At 64.6% G+C, this 21,605-nt stretch carries 24 protein-coding genes; 17 read left to right on the top strand and 7 right to left on the bottom strand.

All coding sequences use genetic code 11. The features are described from left to right. Positions 1-61 precede the first annotated feature (61 nt). From urtB to ACSHT2_RS16415, 14 genes are all read left to right on the top strand, one after another. Positions 62-1,669: an urea ABC transporter permease subunit UrtB gene (gene urtB, locus ACSHT2_RS16480; RefSeq protein ID WP_440642475.1), complete on the top strand. Its 1,608-nt coding sequence runs from the start codon at positions 62-64 to the stop codon at positions 1,667-1,669. Continuing rightward, positions 1,666-2,835 (top strand): urea ABC transporter permease subunit UrtC, encoded by a 1,170-nt coding sequence (gene urtC / locus ACSHT2_RS16475; RefSeq protein ID WP_440642474.1) that lies wholly within the window; start codon positions 1,666-1,668, stop codon positions 2,833-2,835. Before urtB ends, urtC begins: the two co-directional genes overlap by 4 nt. Positions 2,836-2,840: 5 nt before the next feature. Further along, complete coding sequence (gene urtD / locus ACSHT2_RS16470) at positions 2,841-3,602, top strand: urea ABC transporter ATP-binding protein UrtD (RefSeq protein ID WP_271529780.1); 762 nt, start codon at positions 2,841-2,843, stop codon at positions 3,600-3,602. A 3-nt stretch (positions 3,603-3,605) separates the two neighbouring features. After that, positions 3,606-4,301 carry an urea ABC transporter ATP-binding subunit UrtE gene (gene urtE, locus ACSHT2_RS16465; protein WP_028177269.1) on the top strand — a complete coding sequence of 232 codons (696 nt, stop codon included), beginning with the start codon at positions 3,606-3,608 and terminating at the stop codon, positions 4,299-4,301. 51 nt (positions 4,302-4,352) lie between these two features. Next, positions 4,353-5,183: an urease accessory protein UreD gene (locus ACSHT2_RS16460; protein ID WP_440642473.1), complete on the top strand. Its 831-nt coding sequence runs from the start codon at positions 4,353-4,355 to the stop codon at positions 5,181-5,183. Between the two features lie 40 nt (positions 5,184-5,223). After that, positions 5,224-5,526, top strand: coding sequence for an urease subunit gamma (locus tag ACSHT2_RS16455; RefSeq protein ID WP_007605424.1), 303 nt, complete (start codon positions 5,224-5,226; stop codon positions 5,524-5,526). 111 nt (positions 5,527-5,637) lie between these two features. Further along, a complete protein-coding gene (locus tag ACSHT2_RS16450; protein WP_026202067.1) occupies positions 5,638-5,943 on the top strand; it encodes an urease subunit beta in 306 nt (101 codons plus the stop codon). A 57-nt stretch (positions 5,944-6,000) separates the two neighbouring features. Then, positions 6,001-6,540 (top strand): HD domain-containing protein, encoded by a 540-nt coding sequence (locus ACSHT2_RS16445; RefSeq protein ID WP_440642472.1) that lies wholly within the window; start codon positions 6,001-6,003, stop codon positions 6,538-6,540. 34 nt (positions 6,541-6,574) lie between these two features. Continuing rightward, complete coding sequence (ureC, locus tag ACSHT2_RS16440; RefSeq protein WP_440642471.1) at positions 6,575-8,290, top strand: urease subunit alpha; 1,716 nt, start codon at positions 6,575-6,577, stop codon at positions 8,288-8,290. A 143-nt stretch (positions 8,291-8,433) separates the two neighbouring features. Beyond that, on the top strand, positions 8,434-8,733 hold the full coding sequence (locus ACSHT2_RS16435; RefSeq protein ID WP_440642470.1) for a putative quinol monooxygenase: 300 nt from the start codon (positions 8,434-8,436) through the stop codon (positions 8,731-8,733). Positions 8,734-8,746: 13 nt separating this feature from the next. Beyond that, a complete protein-coding gene (locus tag ACSHT2_RS16430; protein ID WP_440642469.1) occupies positions 8,747-9,364 on the top strand; it encodes an urease accessory protein UreE in 618 nt (205 codons plus the stop codon). Further along, positions 9,345-10,073, top strand: a complete 729-nt coding sequence (locus tag ACSHT2_RS16425) for an urease accessory protein UreF (protein WP_440642854.1) — start codon at positions 9,345-9,347, stop codon at positions 10,071-10,073. Before ACSHT2_RS16430 ends, ACSHT2_RS16425 begins: the two co-directional genes overlap by 20 nt. A 38-nt stretch (positions 10,074-10,111) precedes the next feature. Beyond that, complete coding sequence (gene ureG / locus ACSHT2_RS16420; RefSeq protein ID WP_440642468.1) at positions 10,112-10,735, top strand: urease accessory protein UreG; 624 nt, start codon at positions 10,112-10,114, stop codon at positions 10,733-10,735. A 298-nt stretch (positions 10,736-11,033) separates the two neighbouring features. Then, entirely contained in the window at positions 11,034-12,695 is a 1,662-nt protein-coding gene (locus ACSHT2_RS16415) for a CHASE domain-containing protein (RefSeq protein ID WP_440642467.1), read from the top strand. Here ACSHT2_RS16415 and ACSHT2_RS16410 read toward each other — a convergent pair. The 5 genes from ACSHT2_RS16410 to ACSHT2_RS16390 all read right to left on the bottom strand — a co-directional run bounded on the left by ACSHT2_RS16410 (position 12,692) and on the right by ACSHT2_RS16390 (position 16,816). Further along, positions 12,692-13,336, bottom strand: a complete 645-nt coding sequence (locus tag ACSHT2_RS16410; protein ID WP_440642466.1) for a TetR/AcrR family transcriptional regulator — start codon at positions 13,334-13,336, stop codon at positions 12,692-12,694. The genes ACSHT2_RS16415 and ACSHT2_RS16410 overlap by 4 nt on opposite strands. A 46-nt stretch (positions 13,337-13,382) precedes the next feature. Then, entirely contained in the window at positions 13,383-14,522 is a 1,140-nt protein-coding gene (locus ACSHT2_RS16405; protein ID WP_440642465.1) for an OpgC domain-containing protein, read from the bottom strand. Between the two features lie 188 nt (positions 14,523-14,710). Further along, a complete protein-coding gene (locus ACSHT2_RS16400) occupies positions 14,711-15,166 on the bottom strand; it encodes a hypothetical protein (RefSeq protein ID WP_319328964.1) in 456 nt (151 codons plus the stop codon). A gap of 87 nt (positions 15,167-15,253) precedes the next feature. Continuing rightward, entirely contained in the window at positions 15,254-15,625 is a 372-nt protein-coding gene (locus ACSHT2_RS16395; protein WP_440642464.1) for a DUF883 family protein, read from the bottom strand. Positions 15,626-15,703: 78 nt separating this feature from the next. Beyond that, positions 15,704-16,816, bottom strand: coding sequence for an AI-2E family transporter (locus ACSHT2_RS16390; RefSeq protein ID WP_440642463.1), 1,113 nt, complete (start codon positions 16,814-16,816; stop codon positions 15,704-15,706). A 208-nt stretch (positions 16,817-17,024) separates the two neighbouring features. Here ACSHT2_RS16390 and ACSHT2_RS16385 point away from each other — a divergent pair, with 208 nt between their 5' ends. The 3 genes from ACSHT2_RS16385 (at position 17,025) to ACSHT2_RS16375 (ending at position 18,880) form a co-directional block, all read left to right on the top strand. Next, a complete protein-coding gene (locus ACSHT2_RS16385; RefSeq protein WP_440642462.1) occupies positions 17,025-17,810 on the top strand; it encodes a L,D-transpeptidase in 786 nt (261 codons plus the stop codon). A gap of 16 nt (positions 17,811-17,826) precedes the next feature. After that, the gene (locus tag ACSHT2_RS16380; protein ID WP_440642461.1) at positions 17,827-18,477 is read left to right on the top strand and encodes a DUF2865 domain-containing protein; all 651 of its coding nucleotides are present in this window, start codon (positions 17,827-17,829) and stop codon (positions 18,475-18,477) included. A 247-nt stretch (positions 18,478-18,724) separates the two neighbouring features. Then, a complete protein-coding gene (locus ACSHT2_RS16375) occupies positions 18,725-18,880 on the top strand; it encodes a Thivi_2564 family membrane protein (RefSeq protein ID WP_007599832.1) in 156 nt (51 codons plus the stop codon). Between the two features lie 134 nt (positions 18,881-19,014). Here the strand turns inward: ACSHT2_RS16375 and ACSHT2_RS16370 are convergent, their stop codons facing one another. Both ACSHT2_RS16370 and ACSHT2_RS16365 read right to left on the bottom strand, forming a co-directional pair. Further along, entirely contained in the window at positions 19,015-19,215 is a 201-nt protein-coding gene (locus ACSHT2_RS16370) for a CsbD family protein (protein WP_024340516.1), read from the bottom strand. A 174-nt stretch (positions 19,216-19,389) separates the two neighbouring features. Beyond that, the gene (locus tag ACSHT2_RS16365; RefSeq protein ID WP_440642460.1) at positions 19,390-21,555 is read right to left on the bottom strand and encodes a malate synthase G; all 2,166 of its coding nucleotides are present in this window, start codon (positions 21,553-21,555) and stop codon (positions 19,390-19,392) included. Positions 21,556-21,605 lie beyond the last annotated feature (50 nt).

Here is a 21,605-nt window from a genome sequence, read left to right as displayed (position 1 = left end):
CGATCGGAGAGGGCGGCGATCCCGCCGCCTTCTCCACTCATTTCTGCCGGGGTCATTCACAGTGCCAGCCCATTTGTCCGCCCGTCTCTGCACGCTTGCACTCTCGTTGTTTCTGATCGCGTTCGCGCTGCCGGCCTTCGCCGGTCCGTTCGAGGATGCGGTCGCCAAATTCGCCAATGACGATTTTTCCGACACGGAAGAGGCGATCGGCGTGGTCGCGGGCAGTGGCAACCCGTTGGCCTTCCCCATCATCAGCGCGCTCCAGGACGGCCGCCTCATGGCCGATCCTGACAGCAAGAAAGTTTACGTCACCGGCGCCGACGGCAAGTCGATCGACGCTGCGACCGGCGAGGCCGTCGCTAGCGTTCCCGACAGTGCGAGCGCGGTTCGTCTCAACAACCGCCTGCGCCGCAGCGTCGACGCCGCGCTCGGCGGCCTGACGCTTCAGTCGCCAGACGTCGGAACGCGGCTGCAGGCCGCGCAGTCCGTCTTCAAGTCGCATGAGGAGACCGCGCTCGAGGCGGTCGATGCGGCGCTTGCCAAAGAAACCAACAGATCCGTCAAGACCGCGCTCGGCGAGGCTCGCGCCGCGATCCTGCTGTTCAAGTCCGACGCCACCGAGGTCGAGAAGCTCGAGGCCGTCGCCACCCTCAAGGCGCGCGGCGACCAGGACGCGCTGGCGTTGCTCACCGGCATGGGCGACCAGCCGGCGTCGGTAACCAAGGCCGCCGCGAGCGCGATCGGCTCGATCCAGAGCTCGCTCGCGGTCTGGTCCATGGTGCAGAACGCCTGGTACGGCCTCTCGCTCGGCTCGGTGCTGCTGCTCGCGGCGATCGGACTCGCCATCACCTTCGGCGTGATGGGCGTCATCAACATGGCGCATGGCGAGATGGTGATGATCGGGGCCTACACCACCTTCGTGGTGCAGGAGGTGATCCGCACCCGCTATCCCGGCCTGTTCGACTATTCGCTGCTGATCGCCGTGCCTCTCGCCTTCCTGGTTGCCGGCGCCATCGGCGTGCTGATCGAGCGCAGCATCATCCGTTTCCTCTACGGCCGGCCGCTCGAGACGCTGCTGGCGACGTGGGGCCTGTCGCTCGTGCTGCAGCAGGCGGTGCGAACCATGTTCGGTCCGACCAACCGCGAGGTCGGCAACCCCTCCTGGATGAGCGGCGCGTTCGAGCTCGGCCAGATCACCATCACCTATAACCGGCTCTGGATCCTCGTCTTCACGCTCGCCGTGTTCGCGATCCTGCTCGCGATGCTGCGCTATACCGCGCTGGGGCTGGAGATGCGCGCGGTGACGCAGAACCGTCGCATGGCGGCCTCGATGGGAATCGCCACCTCGCGCGTCGACGCGCTGACTTTTGGCCTCGGCTCCGGTATTGCCGGTATTGCCGGCGTGGCGTTGTCGCAGATCGACAATGTGAGCCCCAATCTTGGCCAGAGTTACATCATCGACAGTTTCATGGTCGTGGTGTTCGGCGGGGTCGGCAACCTCTGGGGTACCTTGGTCGGCGCGTTCACGCTCGGCATCGCCAACAAATTCCTGGAGCCGGTCGCCGGCGCCGTGCTCGGCAAGATCGCGATCCTGGTCCTCATCATCCTGTTCATTCAAAAGCGGCCGCGCGGCCTGTTCGCGCTCAAGGGCCGTGCGGTGGAAGCATGACCCCTCACATGCTGACGCGATCGCTGGACCGTGGCGCGACGATCTTCCTCGCCGTCGTCGCCGCCTGCGGCATCCTCATCCCGCTCTCCAACCTGCTGCTGCCCGCGGACTCGTTCCTGCAGGTGCCGACCTATCTCGTCGCGCTCTGGGGCAAATATGTCTGCTACGCCATCCTCGCGCTCTCGATCGACCTGATCTGGGGCTATTGCGGCATCCTCTCGCTCGGCCACGGCGCCTTCTTTGCGCTCGGCGGCTATGCCATGGGCATGTACTTGATGCGGCAGATCGGCACCCGCGGCGTTTATGGCAATCCGATCCTGCCCGATTTCATGGTGTTCCTGAACTGGCAGCAGCTGCCCTGGTACTGGTACGGCTTCGACATGTTCTGGTTCGCCGCGCTGATGGTGCTGGTCGTGCCGGGCCTGCTCGCCTTCTGCTTCGGCTGGCTCGCCTTCCGCTCCCGGGTCACCGGCGTGTATCTGTCGATCATCACGCAGGCGATGACCTATGCGCTGCTGCTCGCCTTCTTCCGCAACGATTTCGGCTTCGGCGGCAACAACGGCCTCACCGACTTCAAGGACATTCTGGGCTTCAACGTGCAGGCGGAAGGCACCCGTGCCGCGCTGTTCGCGCTGAGCTGCCTGGCACTGGTCATAGGTTTCCTGATTTGCCGCGCCATCGTCTCATCCAAGCTCGGCAAGGTACTGATCGCGGTGCGTGACGCGGAATCGCGGACGCGCTTCCTGGGTTACCGCGTCGAATCCTACAAGCTGTTCGTGTTCACGGTGTCGGCCTGCATGGCCGGCGTCGCCGGTGCGCTCTACGTGCCGCAGGTCGGCATCATCAATCCGAGCGAGTTCGCTCCGGGTAACTCGATCGAGGCGGTGATCTGGGTCGCGGTCGGCGGCCGCGGCACGCTGGTCGGTGCCGCGCTCGGCGCCGTCGTCGTCAACTACGCCAAAACGCTCTTCACCTCCGGCATGCTGGCGCCGTACTGGCTCTTCATGCTGGGCGCGCTGTTCATCCTGGTGACCCTGCTGCTGCCGAAGGGCATCGTCGGCACCTTCAACGCCTGGTGGGATTCGTCGAAGGACAAACGCACCGCCGCGGCCTCCGTGAGCGCGGCGGCCGAAGACGGTGTCACCGAACCCAAGATGGCGGAGTAGGTGCAATGAACGTCATGGATACCCGCGCGACTTCCGCGATGCTTTATCTGGACGGGGTGCACGTCTCGTTCGACGGCTTCCACGCCATCAACAACCTGTCGCTGACGCTCGAGCCCGGCGAGATGCGCGCCATCATCGGCCCGAACGGCGCCGGCAAGACCACGATGATGGACATCATCACCGGCAAGACCAAGCCCGACGAGGGTACCGTGCTGTTCGACGGCGTCACCGACCTGACGCGGCTCGACGAGACCCGGATCGCCGAACTCGGCATCGGCCGGAAATTCCAGAAGCCGACCGTGTTCGAGAGCCAGACCGTGCAGGACAACCTGCTGCTCGCGCTCAATGTCGACCACAGCGTCAAGGCCACGCTGTTCTGGCGCGGCAGCAAGGCGGAATCCGAGCGCATTGACAGGGTGCTGGAAACGATCCGCCTCACCGACGCCCGCAACCGCCTCGCGGGCAGTCTCAGTCACGGCCAGAAACAGTGGCTCGAGATCGGCATGCTGCTCGCGCAGGACCCCAAGCTGCTCCTCGTCGATGAGCCTGTCGCCGGCATGACCGACGTCGAGACGCATCTCACGGCCGAGTTGCTCAAGGAGATCAACAAGACCCACACCGTCATGGTGGTCGAGCACGACATGACCTTCGTGCGCGAGCTCGGCGTCAAGGTCACCTGCCTGCACGAAGGCACCGTGCTCGCGGAAGGAACCATCGACCAGGTCTCGTCCAACGAGCGGGTCATCGAAGTCTATCTGGGACGCTGAGCCATGCTTGAGGTCAAGGACATCAACCTGTTCTACGGCGCGGCGCAGGCGCTGCGCGGCGTCTCGATCTCGGCCGAGCCCGGCAAGGTGACTTGCGTGCTCGGGCGTAACGGCGTCGGCAAGACCTCTCTCTTGCGAGCCATGGTCGGGCAATATCCGATCTCCTCGGGCGCGATCGTGTTCGACGGCAGCGATATCACGGGCCTGAAGCCCTACGAGCGTGCGCGCAAGGGCATCGGTTTCGTGCCGCAGGGCCGCGAGATCTTTCCGCTGCTGACGGTCGAGGAAAATCTCAAGACCGGCTTCGGGCCGCTCAAGCGCGAAGACAGGCACATTCCGGACGACGTGTTCTCGCTGTTTCCGGTGCTGCAATCCATGCTCGGCCGGCGCGGCGGCGACCTCTCCGGTGGCCAGCAGCAGCAGCTCGCGATCGGCCGCGCACTGGTGATGCGGCCGAAGCTGCTCCTGCTGGACGAGCCGACCGAGGGCATCCAGCCCTCGATCATTAAGGACATCGGCCGGGCCATCTCCTACCTGCGCAATCTCGGCAACATCGCCATCGTGCTGGTCGAACAATATCTCGACTTTGCCTGCGAACTCGGCGACAGTTTCGCGGTGATGGATCGCGGCGCGGTGAAGTTCACCTGCGATCGCGCCAACCTGGATCCCGGCGAGATCAGCCGCCAGATGGCGCTGTAAGTCGGGGACCGGTAAGCCAAGAAATCCTGCCGCGACCGGCTGGGGAGACGGATGCGCAGCGACGCTTCAGCGACAAGTTCGGTGTTCGAGGCCAACCGCGCCCGCGGCGCCGTCAGGTTCGACGTGCACGCTCGTGACGGTGTGACGCGGCGCGGGGCCTTGCATGAATCCGGTTCGCTCCGCGTGCGCTTTCCCTCGCCCGAAGACGAAGGCCTCTCCGGCGTGTTCGTCAACACCGCCGGCGGCGTTGCCGGTGGTGATCGCTTCGACATCGAGATATCGGCGTCGGATGGCTCGCGGCTGACACTGACCACGGCGGCGGCCGAAAAGGTCTATCGCGCGCCGGGGCCCGCGGCGCAGCTCGGGATTGCCTTGAAGGTCGCTGCGGGTGCACGTCTCGCCTGGCTGCCACAGGAGACGATCCTGTTCGATCGCGCCCGGGTTCACCGCCGCTTCGACATCGCGCTCGACGAGAACGCTTCGCTCCTGCTTTGCGAGATCGTCGTGTTCGGCCGCACCGCCATGGGCGAGCGGATGGAGCAGGGCGAATTCGTCGACCGCTGGCGGCTTTCTCGCGGCGGGAAGCTGGTCTTCGCCGAAACGGTCAGGCTCGACGGCGATATCGGCGCAAAGCTCGCGCGATCCGCGGTCGCCAAGGGTGGCGCGGCGATCGGCACGGCTCTGATCGTGCCTGGCGATGAGGCACTGGTCGAGCGTATCCGCGAGGCGTCGGAGTCCTTCTCCGGCGAGGTCGGGATATCCGCCTGGAATGGCTTTGCAATGGCGCGGTTCTGTGCCCAAGATGCGGCGCGTTTGCGCGCCGACATGATGGCGGTGCTGGCGCGCACCGGTGTGGCCCTGCCGCGACTGTGGCTGAATTGATGACTGGCTGAATTGACGTGTTGAACGGAAGAGATTTCGCATGAACCTGTCTCCCCGCGAAAAGGACAAGCTTCTGATCTCGATGGCGGCGATCGTGGCGCGCCGCAGGCTGGATCGCGGCGTCAAGCTCAACCATCCCGAGGCGATCGCGATCATCTCCGACTTCATCCTCGAAGGCGCGCGCGACGGCCGCACCGTCGCCGAGCTGATGCAATCCGGCGCGCAGGTCCTGACCCGCGATCAGGTGATGCCGGGGATTCCCGAGATGATCCACGACATCCAGGTCGAGGCGACATTCCCTGACGGGACGAAGCTGGTCACCGTGCACGAGCCGATCCGGTAAACACACACGTCATTCCGTGGCGCCCGCAGGGCGAACCCGGAATCCAGAGATTGTTGATCGAGATTCCGGGTTCTCGCTTCGCGACCCCCGGAATGACAGAGGAAAGCGAACATGATCCCCGGCGAACTCTTCATCCAGGACGGCGAGATCGAGCTGAATGCCGGCCGCAAGACCGTGACGCTGACGGTCGCCAACACCGGCGACCGCCCGATCCAGGTCGGCTCGCACTACCATTTCTTCGAGACCAACCCGGCGCTGAAGTTCGACCGCAAGAAAGCCCGCGGCATGCGCCTCGACATTGCCGCCGGCACCGCCGTCCGCTTCGAGCCCGGCCAGACCCGCGACGTCCAGCTCGTCGCCATGGCCGGCAAGAAGACGATCTACGGTTTCCGCGGCGACGTCATGGGGAAGCTGTGACACCCGGAGGAACGAGCACGGCGCGGCACGGTTGAGGCGAAAACGGAGGTATTTGCCATGCTGCCTGCCATCCGCCTCGTCTCCGAAGCTGCCGAACTCGCCGCACGCCGCCACAACGGCATGGCGCGCAAGGGGCGCGGCAATGAGCCTTATGTCAATCATCTCGCCGAGGTCGCGAACCTGCTTGCGACTGCGACTGACGGTGCCGACGCCGAGCTCGTCGCTGCCGGCTGGCTGCACGACGCAATCGAGGACACCGACACGACGGCCGAGGAGCTGGCACAGAGATTTTCCGCGCGTGTCGCTTCCCTGGTCGCCGAATGCACCGACGACATGAACTTGCCGAAGGCCGAGCGGCGGCGCCGGCAGGTGCTGGACGCACCGAACAAATCCGCTGGCGCGAAGCTGATCAAGATCGCCGACAAGATCAGCAATACGGGGGCGCGGATTCAAACCGATCCCAGTGCTGAGGAACGCGACGATCTCGCCGATTACGTCGAGTGGGCAACGCAGGTCGTCGCGGGTTGCCGCGGCGGCAATGCGTGGCTCGACGAGAAATTCGATGATGCCGTGAAAGCAGCGAGGGCGCTGCTATGACCTACCAGACATTCAAACGCAAACGGGGCTTGTGATGTCCGTCAAGATAAAGCGTTCCGTCTATGCCGACATGTTCGGCCCGACCACCGGCGACAAGGTGCGGCTGGCCGACACGGATCTCATCATCGAGGTCGAGAAGGATTTCACCACCTACGGCGAGGAGGTGAAGTTCGGCGGCGGCAAGGTGATCCGCGACGGCATGGGGCAGTCGCAGGTCACCAACAGGCAGGGCGCGGCCGACACCGTCATCACCAATGCGCTGATCGTCGATCACTGGGGCATCGTGAAGGCCGACGTCGCGATCAAGGACGGCATGATCTCCGGGATCGGCAAGGCCGGCAATCCCGACATCCAGCCGGGCGTCACCATCGTCATCGGCCCCGGCACCGACGTCATCGCCGGCGAAGGAAAAATCCTCACCGCCGGCGGCTTCGACAGCCACATTCACTTCATCTGCCCGCAGCAGATCGAGCACGCGCTGATGTCAGGCGTCACCTCGATGCTGGGCGGCGGCACCGGTCCCTCGCACGGCACCTTCGCGACCACCTGCACGCCTGGCCCCTGGCACATCGCGCGGATGATCCAGTCGTTCGACGCCTTCCCGGTCAATCTCGGTATTTCCGGCAAGGGCAACGCCTCGCGCCCTGCCGCCCTGGTCGAGATGATCAAGGCCGGCGCCTGCGCGCTGAAGCTGCACGAGGACTGGGGCACGACCCCGGCCGCGATCGACAATTGCCTGTCGGTCGCCGACGATCACGACATCCAGGTGATGATCCATACCGACACGCTGAATGAATCCGGCTTCGTCGAGGACACGGTCAAGGCCTTCAGGGGCCGCACCATTCATGCCTTCCACACCGAAGGCGCCGGCGGCGGTCACGCCCCCGATATCATCAAGATCGCCGGCCTGAAGAACGTGCTGCCGTCCTCGACCAACCCGACGCGGCCCTTCACCCGCAACACCATCGACGAGCATCTGGACATGCTGATGGTGTGCCACCACCTCGATCCCTCGATCGCGGAAGATCTGGCGTTCGCCGAAAGCCGCATCCGCAAGGAGACGATTGCGGCCGAAGACATCCTGCACGACCTCGGTGCGCTCTCGATGATGTCGTCGGACTCGCAGGCCATGGGCCGTCTCGGTGAGGTCATCATCCGCACCTGGCAGACCGCCGACAAGATGAAGAAGCAGCGCGGGTCCCTGCCGCAGGACAAGGGCAAGGACAACGACAATTTCCGCGTCAAGCGCTACATCGCCAAGTACACGATCAATCCGGCGATCGCGCACGGCGTGTCGAAACTGATCGGCTCGGTGGAGAAGGGCAAGCTCGCCGATCTCGTGCTGTGGTCGCCCGCCTTCTTCGGCGTCAAGCCGGATTGCATCGTCAAGGGCGGCACCATCGTCGCCGCGCCCATGGGCGATCCCAACGCCTCGATCCCGACGCCGCAGCCGGTGCACTACCAGCCGATGTTCGGCGCCTTCGGCAAGGCGCTCACGGCCTCCTCGGTGGTGTTCACCTCGAAGGCGGCGGCGACAGGCGGTCTCGCCCGAAAGCTCGGCATCGACAAGAAGCTCTATGCCGTCCAGAACACTCGCGGCAGGATCTCGAAGAAGAGCATGATCCACAACGACGCCACGCCCAATATCGAGGTTGATCCGGAGACCTACGAAGTGCGCGCCGACGGCGAACTGCTCACCTGTGCGCCCGCCGAGGTGCTGCCGATGACGCAGCGGTATTTCATGTACTGAAATAGCGCCTCAACGCATGTCCAGGGAGGGAAGTCCGGCCGCGTGTCCGGGGACGGCTTTTTGCGGTTTTGCGTTCGGTCCCGCCTGGTCTAATGTCCCGCCCGGTATCTTAACCTTCAGAAGAAAAGCCGGGAGGATTTCTCGTGATCTACGTCGTTGCCACCTTGACCATCAAGCCCGAAACGCGCGCCGAATTCATTTCAGCTGCCATCGCCTGCATCAAGGAGACGCGGAAGGAGCCCGGCAATATCGCCTATGATCTGCATGAGAGCGTCACCGATCCCAGCAAGATGGTGTTCGTCGAGCAGTGGGAGAATGCCGAGGCGCTGGTGCCGCATCGCGCCATGGAGCACATGAAGACGTTCGGCCGCGTCGCGGTGAAATGCTTCACGGCGCCGCCGAAGATCGAGGTGATCACGCCCGAGAAGGTCGAGACACGGTAAAGAGGTAGGACGCATGATCCGGGCGACGCAGGTCAAAGGGCAGCACCGCTTCACGGAAGCGCCGGCGGATACGGTCGTGCTCGATTTCGACGATCGGCATCGACGCCGCATGGCGATGACGGGCACGCGGGGGCTCGAGTTCCTGCTCGACCTGGAGCATGCCGTCGCGCTGCGCGGCGGCGATGCGCTGGTGCTGGAGGACGGCCGGCTGATCGAAGTGGTCGCGGCGCCCGAGCCGCTGCTCGAAATCCGCGGCCGCGATCCGCACCACCTCATCCGGGTCGGCTGGCATCTCGGCAATCGCCATCTGCCGACGCAGATCATGGCCAAAGCCTTGCGCATCCGCCGCGACCACGTCATCGAGGCCATGGTGAAGGGCCTCGGTGCCCGCGTGATCGAGATCGAGGCGCCGTTCGATCCCGAGGGTGGGGCCTATGCCGATGCCGGCCACGCGCATGGGCACGATGACCATGCGCATCGCGACGACGGCCATCAACACCATGATCACGGCCACCACCATCATGATCATGCCGCGCATGATCATGGCCACGGTCACCACCATCACCACGATGAGCACTGCGACCACCCCGACCATCACGATGGCCACAAGCATGCTCATGACCACAAATGAGCCGGTCGGCGCCGGTGCCCTTGCCGAGGGCGAGGCTGCGGCGCTGTACCGGCTGATGACCTGGCTGTCGCCGGCGTTCCCGGTCGGCGGTTTCTCCTATTCCAGCGGCCTCGAATGGGCCGTCGAGGCGGGCGACATCACCGACACCGCCTCGCTGGCGGATTGGCTCGATGCGATGCTCGGCGACGGCTCCGGCTTTTGTGACGCGACGTTTCTGGTCCACGCCTATCGCGCCACAGAAGCGGGCGAGATCACCGCTTTGAACGAGATCGCCGAACTCGCCGCCGCCTTCGTGCCGTCGCGCGAGCGGCAGCTGGAGACGACCTCGCAGGGCCGCGCCTTCATCGACATCGCCCGCGCCGCGTGGAATGCCGACGGACTGGATGCCGTGATTGCGGCATGCAGCACGCCGCTGGTCTATCCCGTTGCGGTCGGTGTCGTCGCCGCGATGCACGCCGTGCCGCTGGCGCCGACGTTGCACGCTTTCCTGCATGCGCTGGTCTCGAACTGGATCTCGGCGGCCAGCCGCCTCATTCCGCTCGGCCAGACCGATAGCCAGCGTGTGCTGGTAAGGCTGGAAGCCGCCGTCGCCGCGACCGCCAATCGTGCGCTGGATGCGGCATTGGACGATCTCGGCAGCGCGACCTTCCGGGCCGATCTCGCCAGCTTGCGGCACGAGACGCAATATACGCGGCTGTTTCGCTCGTGAGCGGCGCGGCTTTGGCCAATCGAGAGAAAGCGAATCACATGTCGAAATCCAACGGCCCCTTGCGTGTCGGCGTCGGCGGCCCGGTCGGGTCGGGCAAGACCGCGCTGATGGACCTGCTCTGCAAGAACATGCGCGAGCGCTATGACATTGCGGCGATCACCAACGACATCTACACTAAATGGGATGCGGAGTTCCTCGTGCGTTCGGGTTCGCTGACGCCGGATCGCATCGCCGGCGTCGAGACGGGCGGCTGCCCGCACACCGCGATCCGCGAGGATGCCTCGATGAACCTTGCCGCGGTCGCGGATATGCGCGCCAAGTTTCCCGGGCTCGATCTCGTGCTGATCGAGTCCGGCGGCGACAATCTCGCTGCCACTTTTTCCCCAGAGCTGGCGGACCTCACCATCTACGTCATCGATGTCGCCGCCGGCGACAAGATCCCGTCCAAGGGCGGCCCCGGCATCACCCGGTCCGACCTCCTGGTCATCAACAAGACCGACCTCGCGCCCCATGTGGGCGCCTCCCTGGAGAAGATGGAGACGGACGCGAGGCGCATGCGCGGCGAGCGTCCCTTCGTCATGACCAACCTGAAGAAAAGCGAGGGGCTCGACCGAATCGTCGGCTTCATCGAGGCCAAAGGTGGCCTGAAACGGCCGAGCTGACGGCACGCGACCACTTGGCGCAGGCGTTTTTCGCCGTCAACGTCTGGGTAGCGCCGTAACCGCGGAACAAATTTCGGACACGGCGATTAACTACCTCCGGCGCCCGGGGCAAATACATCCCTGCCAGGCCATCGGCCGGGCGGATTAAGCTTGTCAGGCGACCCAAGTTGCGTAGTGATGCCTCCTCCTCCATTATCTCCGCCACAGTGGTCTATCCTGTTTCGGCAGATGGCCGTTCAAGCGGCGTTCATATGCTCCGTGTTTGTTGCCGACCTCCTGCTTTCGCCTGAGTAATCGCGTGGTCAGGCTGGGTTTCATCATCGGCTTCATCGCTTTGCTCGGGGTCTTGCTCTCCGGGCTTGCAGCCTATCGCGTCCATGACCAGGAGCTGGCGCTGGATCGGATCGCGCTCGCGCGCGCGATCGACGTTCATGCGAGCCTGGTGCAGGACCGCCTCACCGAGCGGGAGCTGCTCGCGCGTGTCGCCTCAGGCCTGTTCCGCGCGCCATCCGTGATCAAGCCGAACATGCTGGAGCCGCTGCGCTCGGCGATCTACGCCTTCAAGACCGATTTCGTGGTGGCCGGCTGGATTGCCCGGCTGAAGCCGAACGAGCTCGCGGCGGCGCAGGCCGCCATCGCCGGCGCCGGCTTCCCAAATCCGCAGATCCGTTCCTACGATGACAAGCCGATCAATCCGGCCGAAATCACTCAGCCGATCGACGTGCTGATGGACCTCGAGCCACGCAGCAACGAGACCAAGACGCTGCCCGGCCGCAGCTACGATCAGGATCCCGTTCGCAGCGCCATGCTGACGCGTGCGCGCGCCGAGAAGAGGTCGGTTGCCTCGGACCCGGTGCCGCTGATCCGCGGGAGCGGCGCGGTCGGCATCATCGTGGCTGCGCCCGTCATCCCCGAGGGAGCAACGGAGCCTGCCGGCTTCGTCACATTCTCCTACGAGCTCGCCACGCTGATGCTCACCAATGACGACATGTCGTTGTTCGCGGTCGCGCTTAGGGATCCGCGCAAGGAAGGCGGCGAGCTGATCGCCAACGATCAGGGCGTGGTCTCGACGCGCAGGGTTGCAGCGGACGGGCCGGCGCCGTCGGCGACGCGCACCGTGAGTTTCGGCGGGCGTGACTGGCAGCTCAGCTACTACGCGAAAACCAACTCGGCGCGTCGTGCCGAGCAGACCGCGATCATCGTGGCGGCGATCGGCTTCGCGATCACGGCAATGGTGTGCGGCCTGTTCGGCTATGTCGCCTACAACAATCTGCGGCTCAGCCGGGAGATCCAGGTCAGGATCGGGTTCGAGCGCCGGCTGACCGCGGTCATCGACGAGCTCAACCACCGCGTCAAGAACATCCTGGCGGTGATCCAGTCGATCGTGACGCGCACCTTGCGCCACGGCTCGGACATCGACAGCGCGCGCGAGCTGCTGATCGGGCGCATCCACGCCATGTCCAACGTGGTCTCGCTGCTGAGCGAGAGCCAGTGGCAGGGCGTCAAGCTGAAGGGCCTGTTCGAGGCGCGCGCCATCCCGCATGCCGACCGCATCGCCGTCACCGGTCCTGATATCGCGGTCAGCGCACGCGCGGCGCAGAGCCTGTCGCTGCTGTTCTTCGAGCTTGCCTCGCATTCCGACGAGGGCCTCTCGCTGGTTGGAAAGCATCCGCACATCACCGCGAACTGGACGGTGACGGGAGAGGACGGCAACGAGGTCTTCCATTTCCGCTGGGAGGAGTTCAACACCAGCGAGGCGACGCGCCGGCCCGATTCCGATTTCGGCCTGATCCTGCTTGATCGCGTTGCGCCCGAGGCGCTAGGGGGCACCGCCAAGCGCTTCTTCACCGACGTCTCCTACGTCTATGAATTGACCGCACCGATGGAGACGGTGGTCGACATGACCGAGCGCGACCGCACGGACAAGATCTCGGCGCCGGTCAGGCCCGTGCGCAACTAACCCTTCGGCCGCAACACGAGATCGACGAGGTTGCGCGCGTAAGCCGGCGTGACCGGCGTGATGCCGAAGACGTAGCGATAGAACAGGCTGCCATAGATCGCATCGTAGAGATCCTCAGGAAGCGCCTCGGCCAGAATGCTGCCATCCTTCTGGCCCGCGGCGATCATCTCGACGAGCGCGTCGCGACGGAATTGCAGATAGCGCGCGTAGAACAGCTCCGCCGAGCCGGTCTTCGAGATGCATTCGGAGATGACGGCGAGCTGGACCTTGCCGAACTCACCCTGGAGCGCTTCGGCATAGGCCGCGGCATGGCGGCGCGCGCGCGCCGCGGGGCTGCCGGAGCTCGCCGGAGGCAGCGGCAGCATCTGCGCGGCGTGGTGGAGAAAGGCGTCGATCAAAAGCGCCTCGCGGGACGGCCACCACTTGTAGATCGTCATCTTGGAGACGCTGGAATGGCGCGCGATCGCGTCGATGGTGGTGGCGGCAAGGCCGGTGGAGGCCATCAGAGCATAGGCGCTCTCGAGAATGGCGTTGCTGGTCTCGATTGACCTTGGCCGGCCGCGCCGGGGCGCGCTGTCAGCCTCGTCACTTCCGCCTTTCGCCCTCGCCACGCCCGGTCTCCTCACGCAGACTTTCGGCATAGCGCAGCCATAGCCTTCGGCCTAGCAGAATCGCACGATTTTGCGACTAGGCCTGCCTCAGGGCGGCAGGCATGTCCTGCCGCTTCGACCAGGCGACGTAGTAGGCGACGGCGGTCATCGCCGCGAAGCCGACGATGCTTACCGCGATCTGCATCACCACCAGGTTGGGGCCGGTGATCAGGATGAGATGGCCGGCAAAGGACAGGAACACGCCGACGCAGAACACGGCGAGCCATTCCTCGCCGCATCGTATGACCGCCTGAAGCGGCTTCAATCGCAGGCCGGGGTGATCGGCCGGAACCAGATGGGTCGCGAGCAAGGCGAGCGCGAGGAAGTGAACCACGCGATAAGGCGCGAGATTCTCCTTGTCGGTCGGCCCGATGCTGTCGAGGAGCGGGCCCGGCAGATAGGCGGACAGTTCCGGCGAATGGCGCGACAGGGTGACCGCCATCGCGAAGACGAGATAGCTCCCTGCGAGTATCCGCAACCAGGGAAGGTCGCGCAGCGCCCGCCCCGGTGCGCCCGTGACGGCGAACCATCCGCCCAGCACCATCAGCATCTGCCAGCAGAGCGGATTGAAGATCCACTCCTGGTCCGGAGAGACGCGAAAATTCCACTCGAACCAGCGTGCGGCAAGGTACAGCGCGACAGATGCCGCAAGCGTCAGGTTCGGCCGTCGCAACAGACCCCACAGCGCGAACGGAAAGAAGGCCATCAGCGGAATCATTAGCTGCAGAAGGTCGAGGTTCAGCGGCTCTTCCTGGAGCACGAGACCGCGAATCAGGATCCGCAGCGGGTGCTCGAGAATCCCCGAGATGTTGTATTCGTGGATGATCTCCGGCGCCATCGATTGCGAGGCGACATAGGCGATGGCGTCGATATAGATCACGAACAGCACGACATAGGCGGCATAGAGCCGCCAGACGCGGCGAAAGATTCGCGTCGCCGCCACCAGGTAGCCGCGCTCCAGCGCCATCCTGCCGTGGATGATCGCGACGCCATAACCCACCACGAACACGAACAGGTCCGCAGCACCGCTGAAGCCGAAGTTGCGCAGCGTCAGCAGGTTGACGACGTTGTTCGGAATGTGGTCGACGAAAACCGACCAGTTGGCAATGCCGAGCGTCAAATACAGCCTGGCGTCGTGATGGAATGCGGCGAGGTTCGCCTTGACGGACGTTTTCATTGAGTAAAATAGCTTTTGGAATCAGGATGATGCTTTTAGCGGCAACCGCCTGCCCATCCGAGTAGCGTTTGCGTGAGTGAGGGTCGGTTTGCACTGGCTGGCGCAAAATTGCGCGGCGTCGCCTCTATCGAATGCGGATAGATGCGCTCGCGGGACTTGCGACGAAATTTTCTAACCGGCTCTGACCGCTACTCGGCAGGTTCAGCCGACACCTCGTCGGGCACACCGGCGCGGCTCGCCAGGATGCCGAGGGCGACGCCGCCGATCGCCAGGATCGGCAACAGCCGCTTCATGCCGATGGCGCGAACGATCTGGAGCCCGGTGGCGAGGAGCATCGGATCTGCAAGCATGCTCTGCGCGGCCGACTTCGCAGCGCGCTCGGCCGCGATCCGGGCACGCTTCTGCACCTCGCGCTTGTAGCCCCAATAAGAGCCTGCCGCGGCCAGAGTCAGCAGGAAGAAGATGCCCGCGCCGGCAAGGCAGGCCTGCACCGGGCCATATTTCTCCAGGACCGAGACGAAGGCGGCGGCACAAAGGAAGCCTGTCGTCACCAACAGCGCGAAGGCCGCGCCAGCGGCAAGGGAGGTCAGCCGAACAGTCGTGCCGGCGGATGCACTGATCCCGTCTATGATGCGCTGAAACATGGCCTTACTCCTCAATCCCCACCAGCCGAATCGTCACGGGCCGACAGCGGCGGCGCGCCGCCGCCGCTTCGATATGCGCTAGCGATCCTACCGGCGCCAGGCGACGCCGATCAGGAAGCCGATGCCGAGCGCCAGTCCGACGGTCGCGAGCGGCCGCTGCGTGATCGCGTCTTCCAGCGTCTCCTCGATGGAGCCGTAGGCGTCCTGTGCTGCCTCCATCATCGCGCTGCCGCGCTCCGACACGTCGTCGATCGCGGTATCCATGTTCTCGCGCGCCTGGCGATAGCCGCGGCGAGCCTGCTTGCTCGTGGAATTGGCAAAGGTGTTGAGCGCGTCGGTGATCTGGTCGGTGAGGGCGGCGATATCGCTTTTCACGGCTGCTACATCCTTCTCAAGGCGTTCTCTGGTGGCTTTGTCGGTCCAGTCTCTCATCCCGGCTTCGGCATTGGTCGTGGACATCAGGAACTCCGAGCTGTTGACGGCTGAGTTGGGCGGAGAACGTTTCGTCGCCGGGTAAGTTCCGTTCAGGGAAACCGGTCAAGCTTGCGGGAGCTGCGGCGAATTCTCCGGCAACAGGTGCTCCTTCAGGATCAGCGCGACGATCAGGAGCGGCGACGACAGGAACGCGCCCATCGGCCCCCACAGCCAGGTCCAGAACGCGAGCGCGAGCAGCACGGCGAGCGCATTCAGGGCCAGCCGCCGTCCGATGATTGTCGGCGTGATGAAGTGCCCCTCCAGAAAGGTGAGGCCGCCGAAGGCGAGTGCGGCTATCAGGCCGCCGCCGATGGTCGGAAAGGCGATCAGCCCCACCACGACCAGCACCGCGAACATCGCCACGGGCCCGATGATCGGGATGAAGTTGAGCGTCGCTGCCAGCGCGCCGAGCCCAGCCGGGTTGGGCATTCCGGTGAGCGCGCAGATGAGGCCGGTGGCGACACCGACGCCGACATTGATGACGGTGACGGTCAGGAGATAATTGCCGAGATGGACCTCGATCTCGTTCAGGATCCGGAGCGTGCGCAGCCGCGCATCATGATCGCTGAAGGTCATGATCATGGTCCGTCGCAGGTCGCGCCAGCTTGCGATGAACAGGATCAGCGTGACGAAGAACAGCAGGAATTCGGTAAAAGTCGGTGACAGGAACTCCAGCGTCGGCTGCACCCACTCAACCTTGGGCATATGGAAGCTCGGCAACCCTTCCGATCCGCCGAGCATGACCTGCATTTCCCGCCACAGCGAAAGTGGCCGATCGAACACGTGCAACTTGTCCTTCAGTTGCGTGCCGAACTCCGGCAGGCGCGTGCTCCATTCCATCACGGGCGAGGCGATCAGCGCCACGATGAAGGCGACCACCGCGGTCACCGCGACCACGATCAGGACGGCACCGAGGCTGCGTGGGACCTTGCTCCGCTCGAGGAAGTTCGCCGCCGGAGACAGCATGGTGCCGATGACGAACGCCATCACCACCGGCAGGAAGAACGCTTTGCCGACATAGAGCACGGCAACGATGGCAATCAGCAAGAGGCCGGCAAGCGCGAACGCGACGAATTCGGTGCGGCGGATCACCGGCGGCAGCTCGGCATGGCTCTCGGGAAGCGGATCGCCTTCGCTGTTGCCGGAAATCAGACGTTCACTTGGAAGGACGCGCACAATATCTCTCCTGCACGGAAACCGCGATCCGCGCGCCCATTGACGACTTCACAACGCAAGGACGGCGCACCGGTTCCATCGCGGCTTCGTGAGCAGCTGCTCGCTTGACTGTGACGTCGGTGCCGCATGCTGCGCCGGAACTTCGAACCAGCCGGCGGAGTTGTTCGGCAGCGCATCACCCTGATGCACCTATCCAACGGGGCAGCACATGACAAAGTTGTTTGCAGTCCGTCGCAGCTTCTCGCCGCGCGTCGTCACCGCCTTCGCTTTCGCAACCGCTCTGCTCGCAGTGCCCTTGGGCAGCGCGAGCGCGCAAACGTTCGGCTATGCGCCGTTCCAGCCACGGGCGTACCCGCAGGACCAGGGTTACTCCCAGAGCGACGTCAACGAGGCGCCGCAGCCCGCCGACGAGGACGCCCGGTTGCCCGACCGGCTTCGCAAGCAGATCGTCAGCTTCGACAGGAGCGAGCCCGCCGGTACCATCGTCATCGATACCAACAACACCTATCTCTATTACGTGCTCGGCAACGGCCGCGCGATCCGCTACGGCGTCGGCGTCGGCCGCGAAGGCTTCACTTGGTCGGGCGTGCAGAGCGTGAGCCGGAAGGCCGAGTGGCCGGACTGGCATCCGCCAGCCCAAATGATCGCGCGCCAGCCCTATCTGCCGCGCTTCGTCGCCGGCGGTCCCGGCAATCCGCTCGGTGCGCGCGCGATGTATCTCGGCTCCAGCGAATACCGCATCCATGGCACCAACGATCCCTCCACAATCGGCAAATTCGTCTCGTCCGGCTGCATCCGCATGACCAACGAGGACGTCATCGACCTGTTCAACCGAGTCAATGTCGGCGCCAAGGTCGTGGTGCTGCCGAAGAACGCGCCGCTGATGGCCAAAGGAGGCGACAAGGCCGGCGAGCCCGTGCGCAAGCGTCCGGCCGTGACGACGTTGTCCTCGGGCCGGCAGGCGTTGAACATCACGACGTCGGCCGTGAACTAGGAGCGAGCGAGGTCATATGAGCAGACGCCTTGTTGGCAAGGTGGCCGGCGGTACGGCGATCCTGGTGGTTGTCTCCGCCGGTCTGGCGTCGGCACCGTCGGCGCATGCGGAGGATTTCTTCTCGGCGTTGTTCGGCGGCTTCCGGATGCGGCCGCCGCCGGAGATCCGGATGCCGTTCCCGCGTGACGACATGCCGCGCTACGATGCGCCGCGCCAGCGGGCCTCCTATGGCGGCGGCACGGCCTATTGCGTGCGCGGCTGCGACGGCCGCTATTTCCCCGCGCAAGGCAGCGATGCCGAGAGCAAGGCGCAGTCCTGCAAGACCTTCTGCCCGGCCTCCGAAACCTCGTTGGTCTACGGCAGCAATATCGACGACGCCACGACGGAGAACGGAAAATCCTATTCCGACCTGCCGAACGCGTTCCGCTATCGTAACGAGATCGTAGCGGGGTGCACCTGCAACGGCAAGGACCCGGCTGGGCTCGCCCAAGTCAAGGTCGAGGATGATCCCACCCTGCGCAAGGGCGATATCGTCGCCGGCGCCGGCGGCCTCGTGGTCGCCAGCCGCAACGCCAACGACCGCCGCGGCGTCGCGATGAATTTCTCGCCGCTGCCAGACTCGGTGCGCGCCAAATTCCGCCAGGTCCCCGTGGTGGCGAAGGAGTAGGGTTGCCGCAGCGCAGGAGATCCTCGCCCCATCGGTCGTCGTCTCCGGACAAGCTCGCCGCGACCGCACGCAGGTCCGGATCTGCGATGGCGGACGCAACCTCGTCGGAAGAATGAAATCGTAGGTGGCTCGACCGATCGTAGAATGACGGATTCTGCGAGAGACTACAGCAGGTTGCCGAAATGGAACCGATCAGAGTGCAGCGCGTTAAGGACGGCGGCGCATTTTGCCACAAGGGGGTCCTGCAATGCTGGTGGGCGTACTCGTTACCTTTCTCGTCGTCATTCTCGTGCTTTATCTCATCAACATGCTGCCGATGGATGGCCGCGCCAAGCAGATCGCGCGCGTGGTTGTCATCATCATCGGCATCGTGTCGCTGCTGAAATATCTCGCAGTGTTCTAGCCCGGACGCAGCGAAAGCGAAATCCGGGACGTGCCTCAACCGACACAAGTGCCGGATTCGCTTCGCATCATCTGGGCTACGAATCTCCTAAAACAAAAAGCCCCGGCCTGAGCCGGGGCTTCGTGGTGCTGCGCTTAGTGCAGCCCTTTGAGCCAGTCGTCGACGTCCTGTCGAACCTGGTCCTTGGCCTTGCCGTAACGTTCCTGCAGCCGGCCCTCGAGCTGTTCGCGGCGGCCCTCGATCAGTTGAAGGTCGTCGTCTGTGAGCTTGCCCCACTTCTCCTTGGCCGAGCCCTTGAACTGCTTCCAGTTTCCTTCGATCCGATTCCAGTCCATGACCATCTCCCGTTGTTGATGGCCGGACAACGCCAGGCGCGAGCAGCCGGTTCCGCGGCGTATCGCGACGTTTCGTCCGCGCTACGATGCGCAACAAAAAGCCCCGGCGCTGGCCGGGGCTTTTGGCCTTCAACAGATCCGCTCGGCCAAGCGCCTTGTCAGCCAAGCGCCTTCTCAACCCAGCGCCTTGGCCTCGCGGCGGCGGGCGGTGAGGATGTATTCGGTGTAACCGTTCGGCTGCACGCGGCCTTTAAAGATGAGGTCGCAGGCCGCCTTGAAGGCGACGCCGTCGAAGGCGGGCGCCATCGGCTTGTAGATGGGATCGCCCGCGTTCTGCTTGTCGACGACGACGGCCATGCGCTTCAGCGATTCCATCACCTGCGCCTCGGTGATCACACCCTGGTGCAGCCAGTTGGCGAGATGCTGGCTGGAGATGCGCAAGGTGGCGCGGTCTTCCATCAGGCCGACATCGTGGATGTCGGGCACCTTGGAGCAGCCGACGCCCTGGTCGATCCAGCGCACGACATAGCCAAGAATGCCCTGGCAATTGTTGTCGATCTCCTGCTTGACGTCGTCTGGCGCCCAGTTCGACTTCGATACCGGAATGGTGAGGATGTCCGAGAGCTTTGCGCGCGGCCCGCCCTTGGCGAGCTCCTGCTGGCGCGCGATGACGTTGACCTGGTGGTAGTGCAGCGCGTGCAGCGTCGCGGCGGTCGGGGAGGGGACCCACGCGGTGGTGGCGCCGGCCTGCGGATGGGCGAGCTTCTGTTGAAGCATATCCGCCATCTTGTCCGGCGCGGCCCACATGCCCTTGCCGATCTGGGCGTGGCCGGGCAGGCCGTCGATCAGGCCCATGTCGACGTTCCAGTCCTCATAGGCCTTGATCCAGGCCTGCGCCTTCATCTCGTTCTTGCGGATCATCGGGCCCGCTTCCATCGAGGTGTGGATCTCGTCGCCGGTGCGATCGAGGAAGCCTGTGTTGATGAACATGATGCGCTTGGAGGCGCGCTGGATGCAGGCCTTGAGGTTGACGGTGGTGCGCCGCTCCTCGTCCATGATGCCGACCTTGAGCGTGTTCTCGGGCAGGCCCAGCATCTTCTCGACGCGGTCGAAGATCTCGCAGGTCAGCGACACCTCGTCGGGGCCGTGCATCTTCGGCTTGACGATATAGGCAGAGCCGGTGCGGCTGTTCCTGACCTTGGAGTTGCCCTTGAGGTCGTGAATGGCAAGCAGGCCCGAGACGGCGGCATCGAGCAGGCCCTCGGGGACTTCCTCGCCCTTCTCGTCCAGCACCGCGTCGGTGAACATGTGGTGACCGCAATTGCGCATCAGGAGCAGGCTGCGACCGTGTAGCTTGAGCTCGCCCTTGCCGTCAGGCGTCTTGTAGCTGCGGTCGGCGTTGAGCGAGCGCGTTAGCGTCTTGCCGCCCTTCTCGAAATCGGCCGAGAGCGTGCCGTTCATCAGGCCGAGCGTGTTGCGGTAGACCAGCACCTTGTCCTCGGCATCGACCGCGGCGACCGAGTCCTCCATGTCGAGGATGGTGGAGACCGCAGCCTCCATGATCATGTCGGCGACGCCGGCCGGATCGTCCTTGCCGATCGCGCTGCTGCGATCGATCTTGACCTCGATATGCAGGCCGTTGTTGACGAGCAGCACCGCGCTCGGCGCCGCCGCATCGCCCTGGAAGCCGGCGAACTGTGCGGCGTTCTTCAGCGCGGTGGCGTTGCCGCTCTTCAGCTTCACCGCAAGCTGGCCCGCGACGACGCTGTAGGCGGTGACGTCGGTGTGGCTGCCGGTCGCGAGCGGCACGGCCGCATCGAGGAACGCCTTGGCCTTGGCGATCACCTTGTCGCCGCGCGCCTTGTTGTAGCCCTTGCCGCTCTCGGCAGCGTCGTGAGGAATCGCGTCGGTGCCGTAGAACGCGTCATAGAGCGAGCCCCAGCGCGCGTTCGCCGCGTTCAGCGCGTAGCGCGCATTGGTGAGGGGCACGACGAGCTGCGGACCGCAGATCTTGCCGATCTCCTCGTCGACATTGGCGGTCTCGACCTTCTGCGTCGCCGGCTCCGGGACGAGGTAGCCGATCTCCTTCAGGAAGGCGGTATAGGCGTCGAGGTCGAACGCCTTGCCCTTGTTGGCGCGGTGCCAGTCGTCGATCTTGGCCTGCAGCGTGTCGCGGAATGCGAGCAGCGACCGATTCTTCGGCCCCACTTCCTTGATGATGGCGGCAAGCCCGGCCCAGAACGCATCCGGCGCGATCCCCGTTTTCGGGGCCGCTTCCTTGGCGATGAAGTCAAACAGGACGGGAGCGATCTTCAATCCGTGGGCGTCGACGCGTTTCATGATGGGCTTTCTTGTTGGAAATGGCTGTTTTTGGCTGCTTTTGACCCGAA

Source organism: Bradyrhizobium sp. PUT101, from assembly GCF_052043945.1.
Classification (GTDB): domain Bacteria; phylum Pseudomonadota; class Alphaproteobacteria; order Rhizobiales; family Xanthobacteraceae; genus Bradyrhizobium.
Note: the sequence above shows the minus strand (reverse complement) of the source record. Positions and strands in the feature narration are given on the sequence as shown.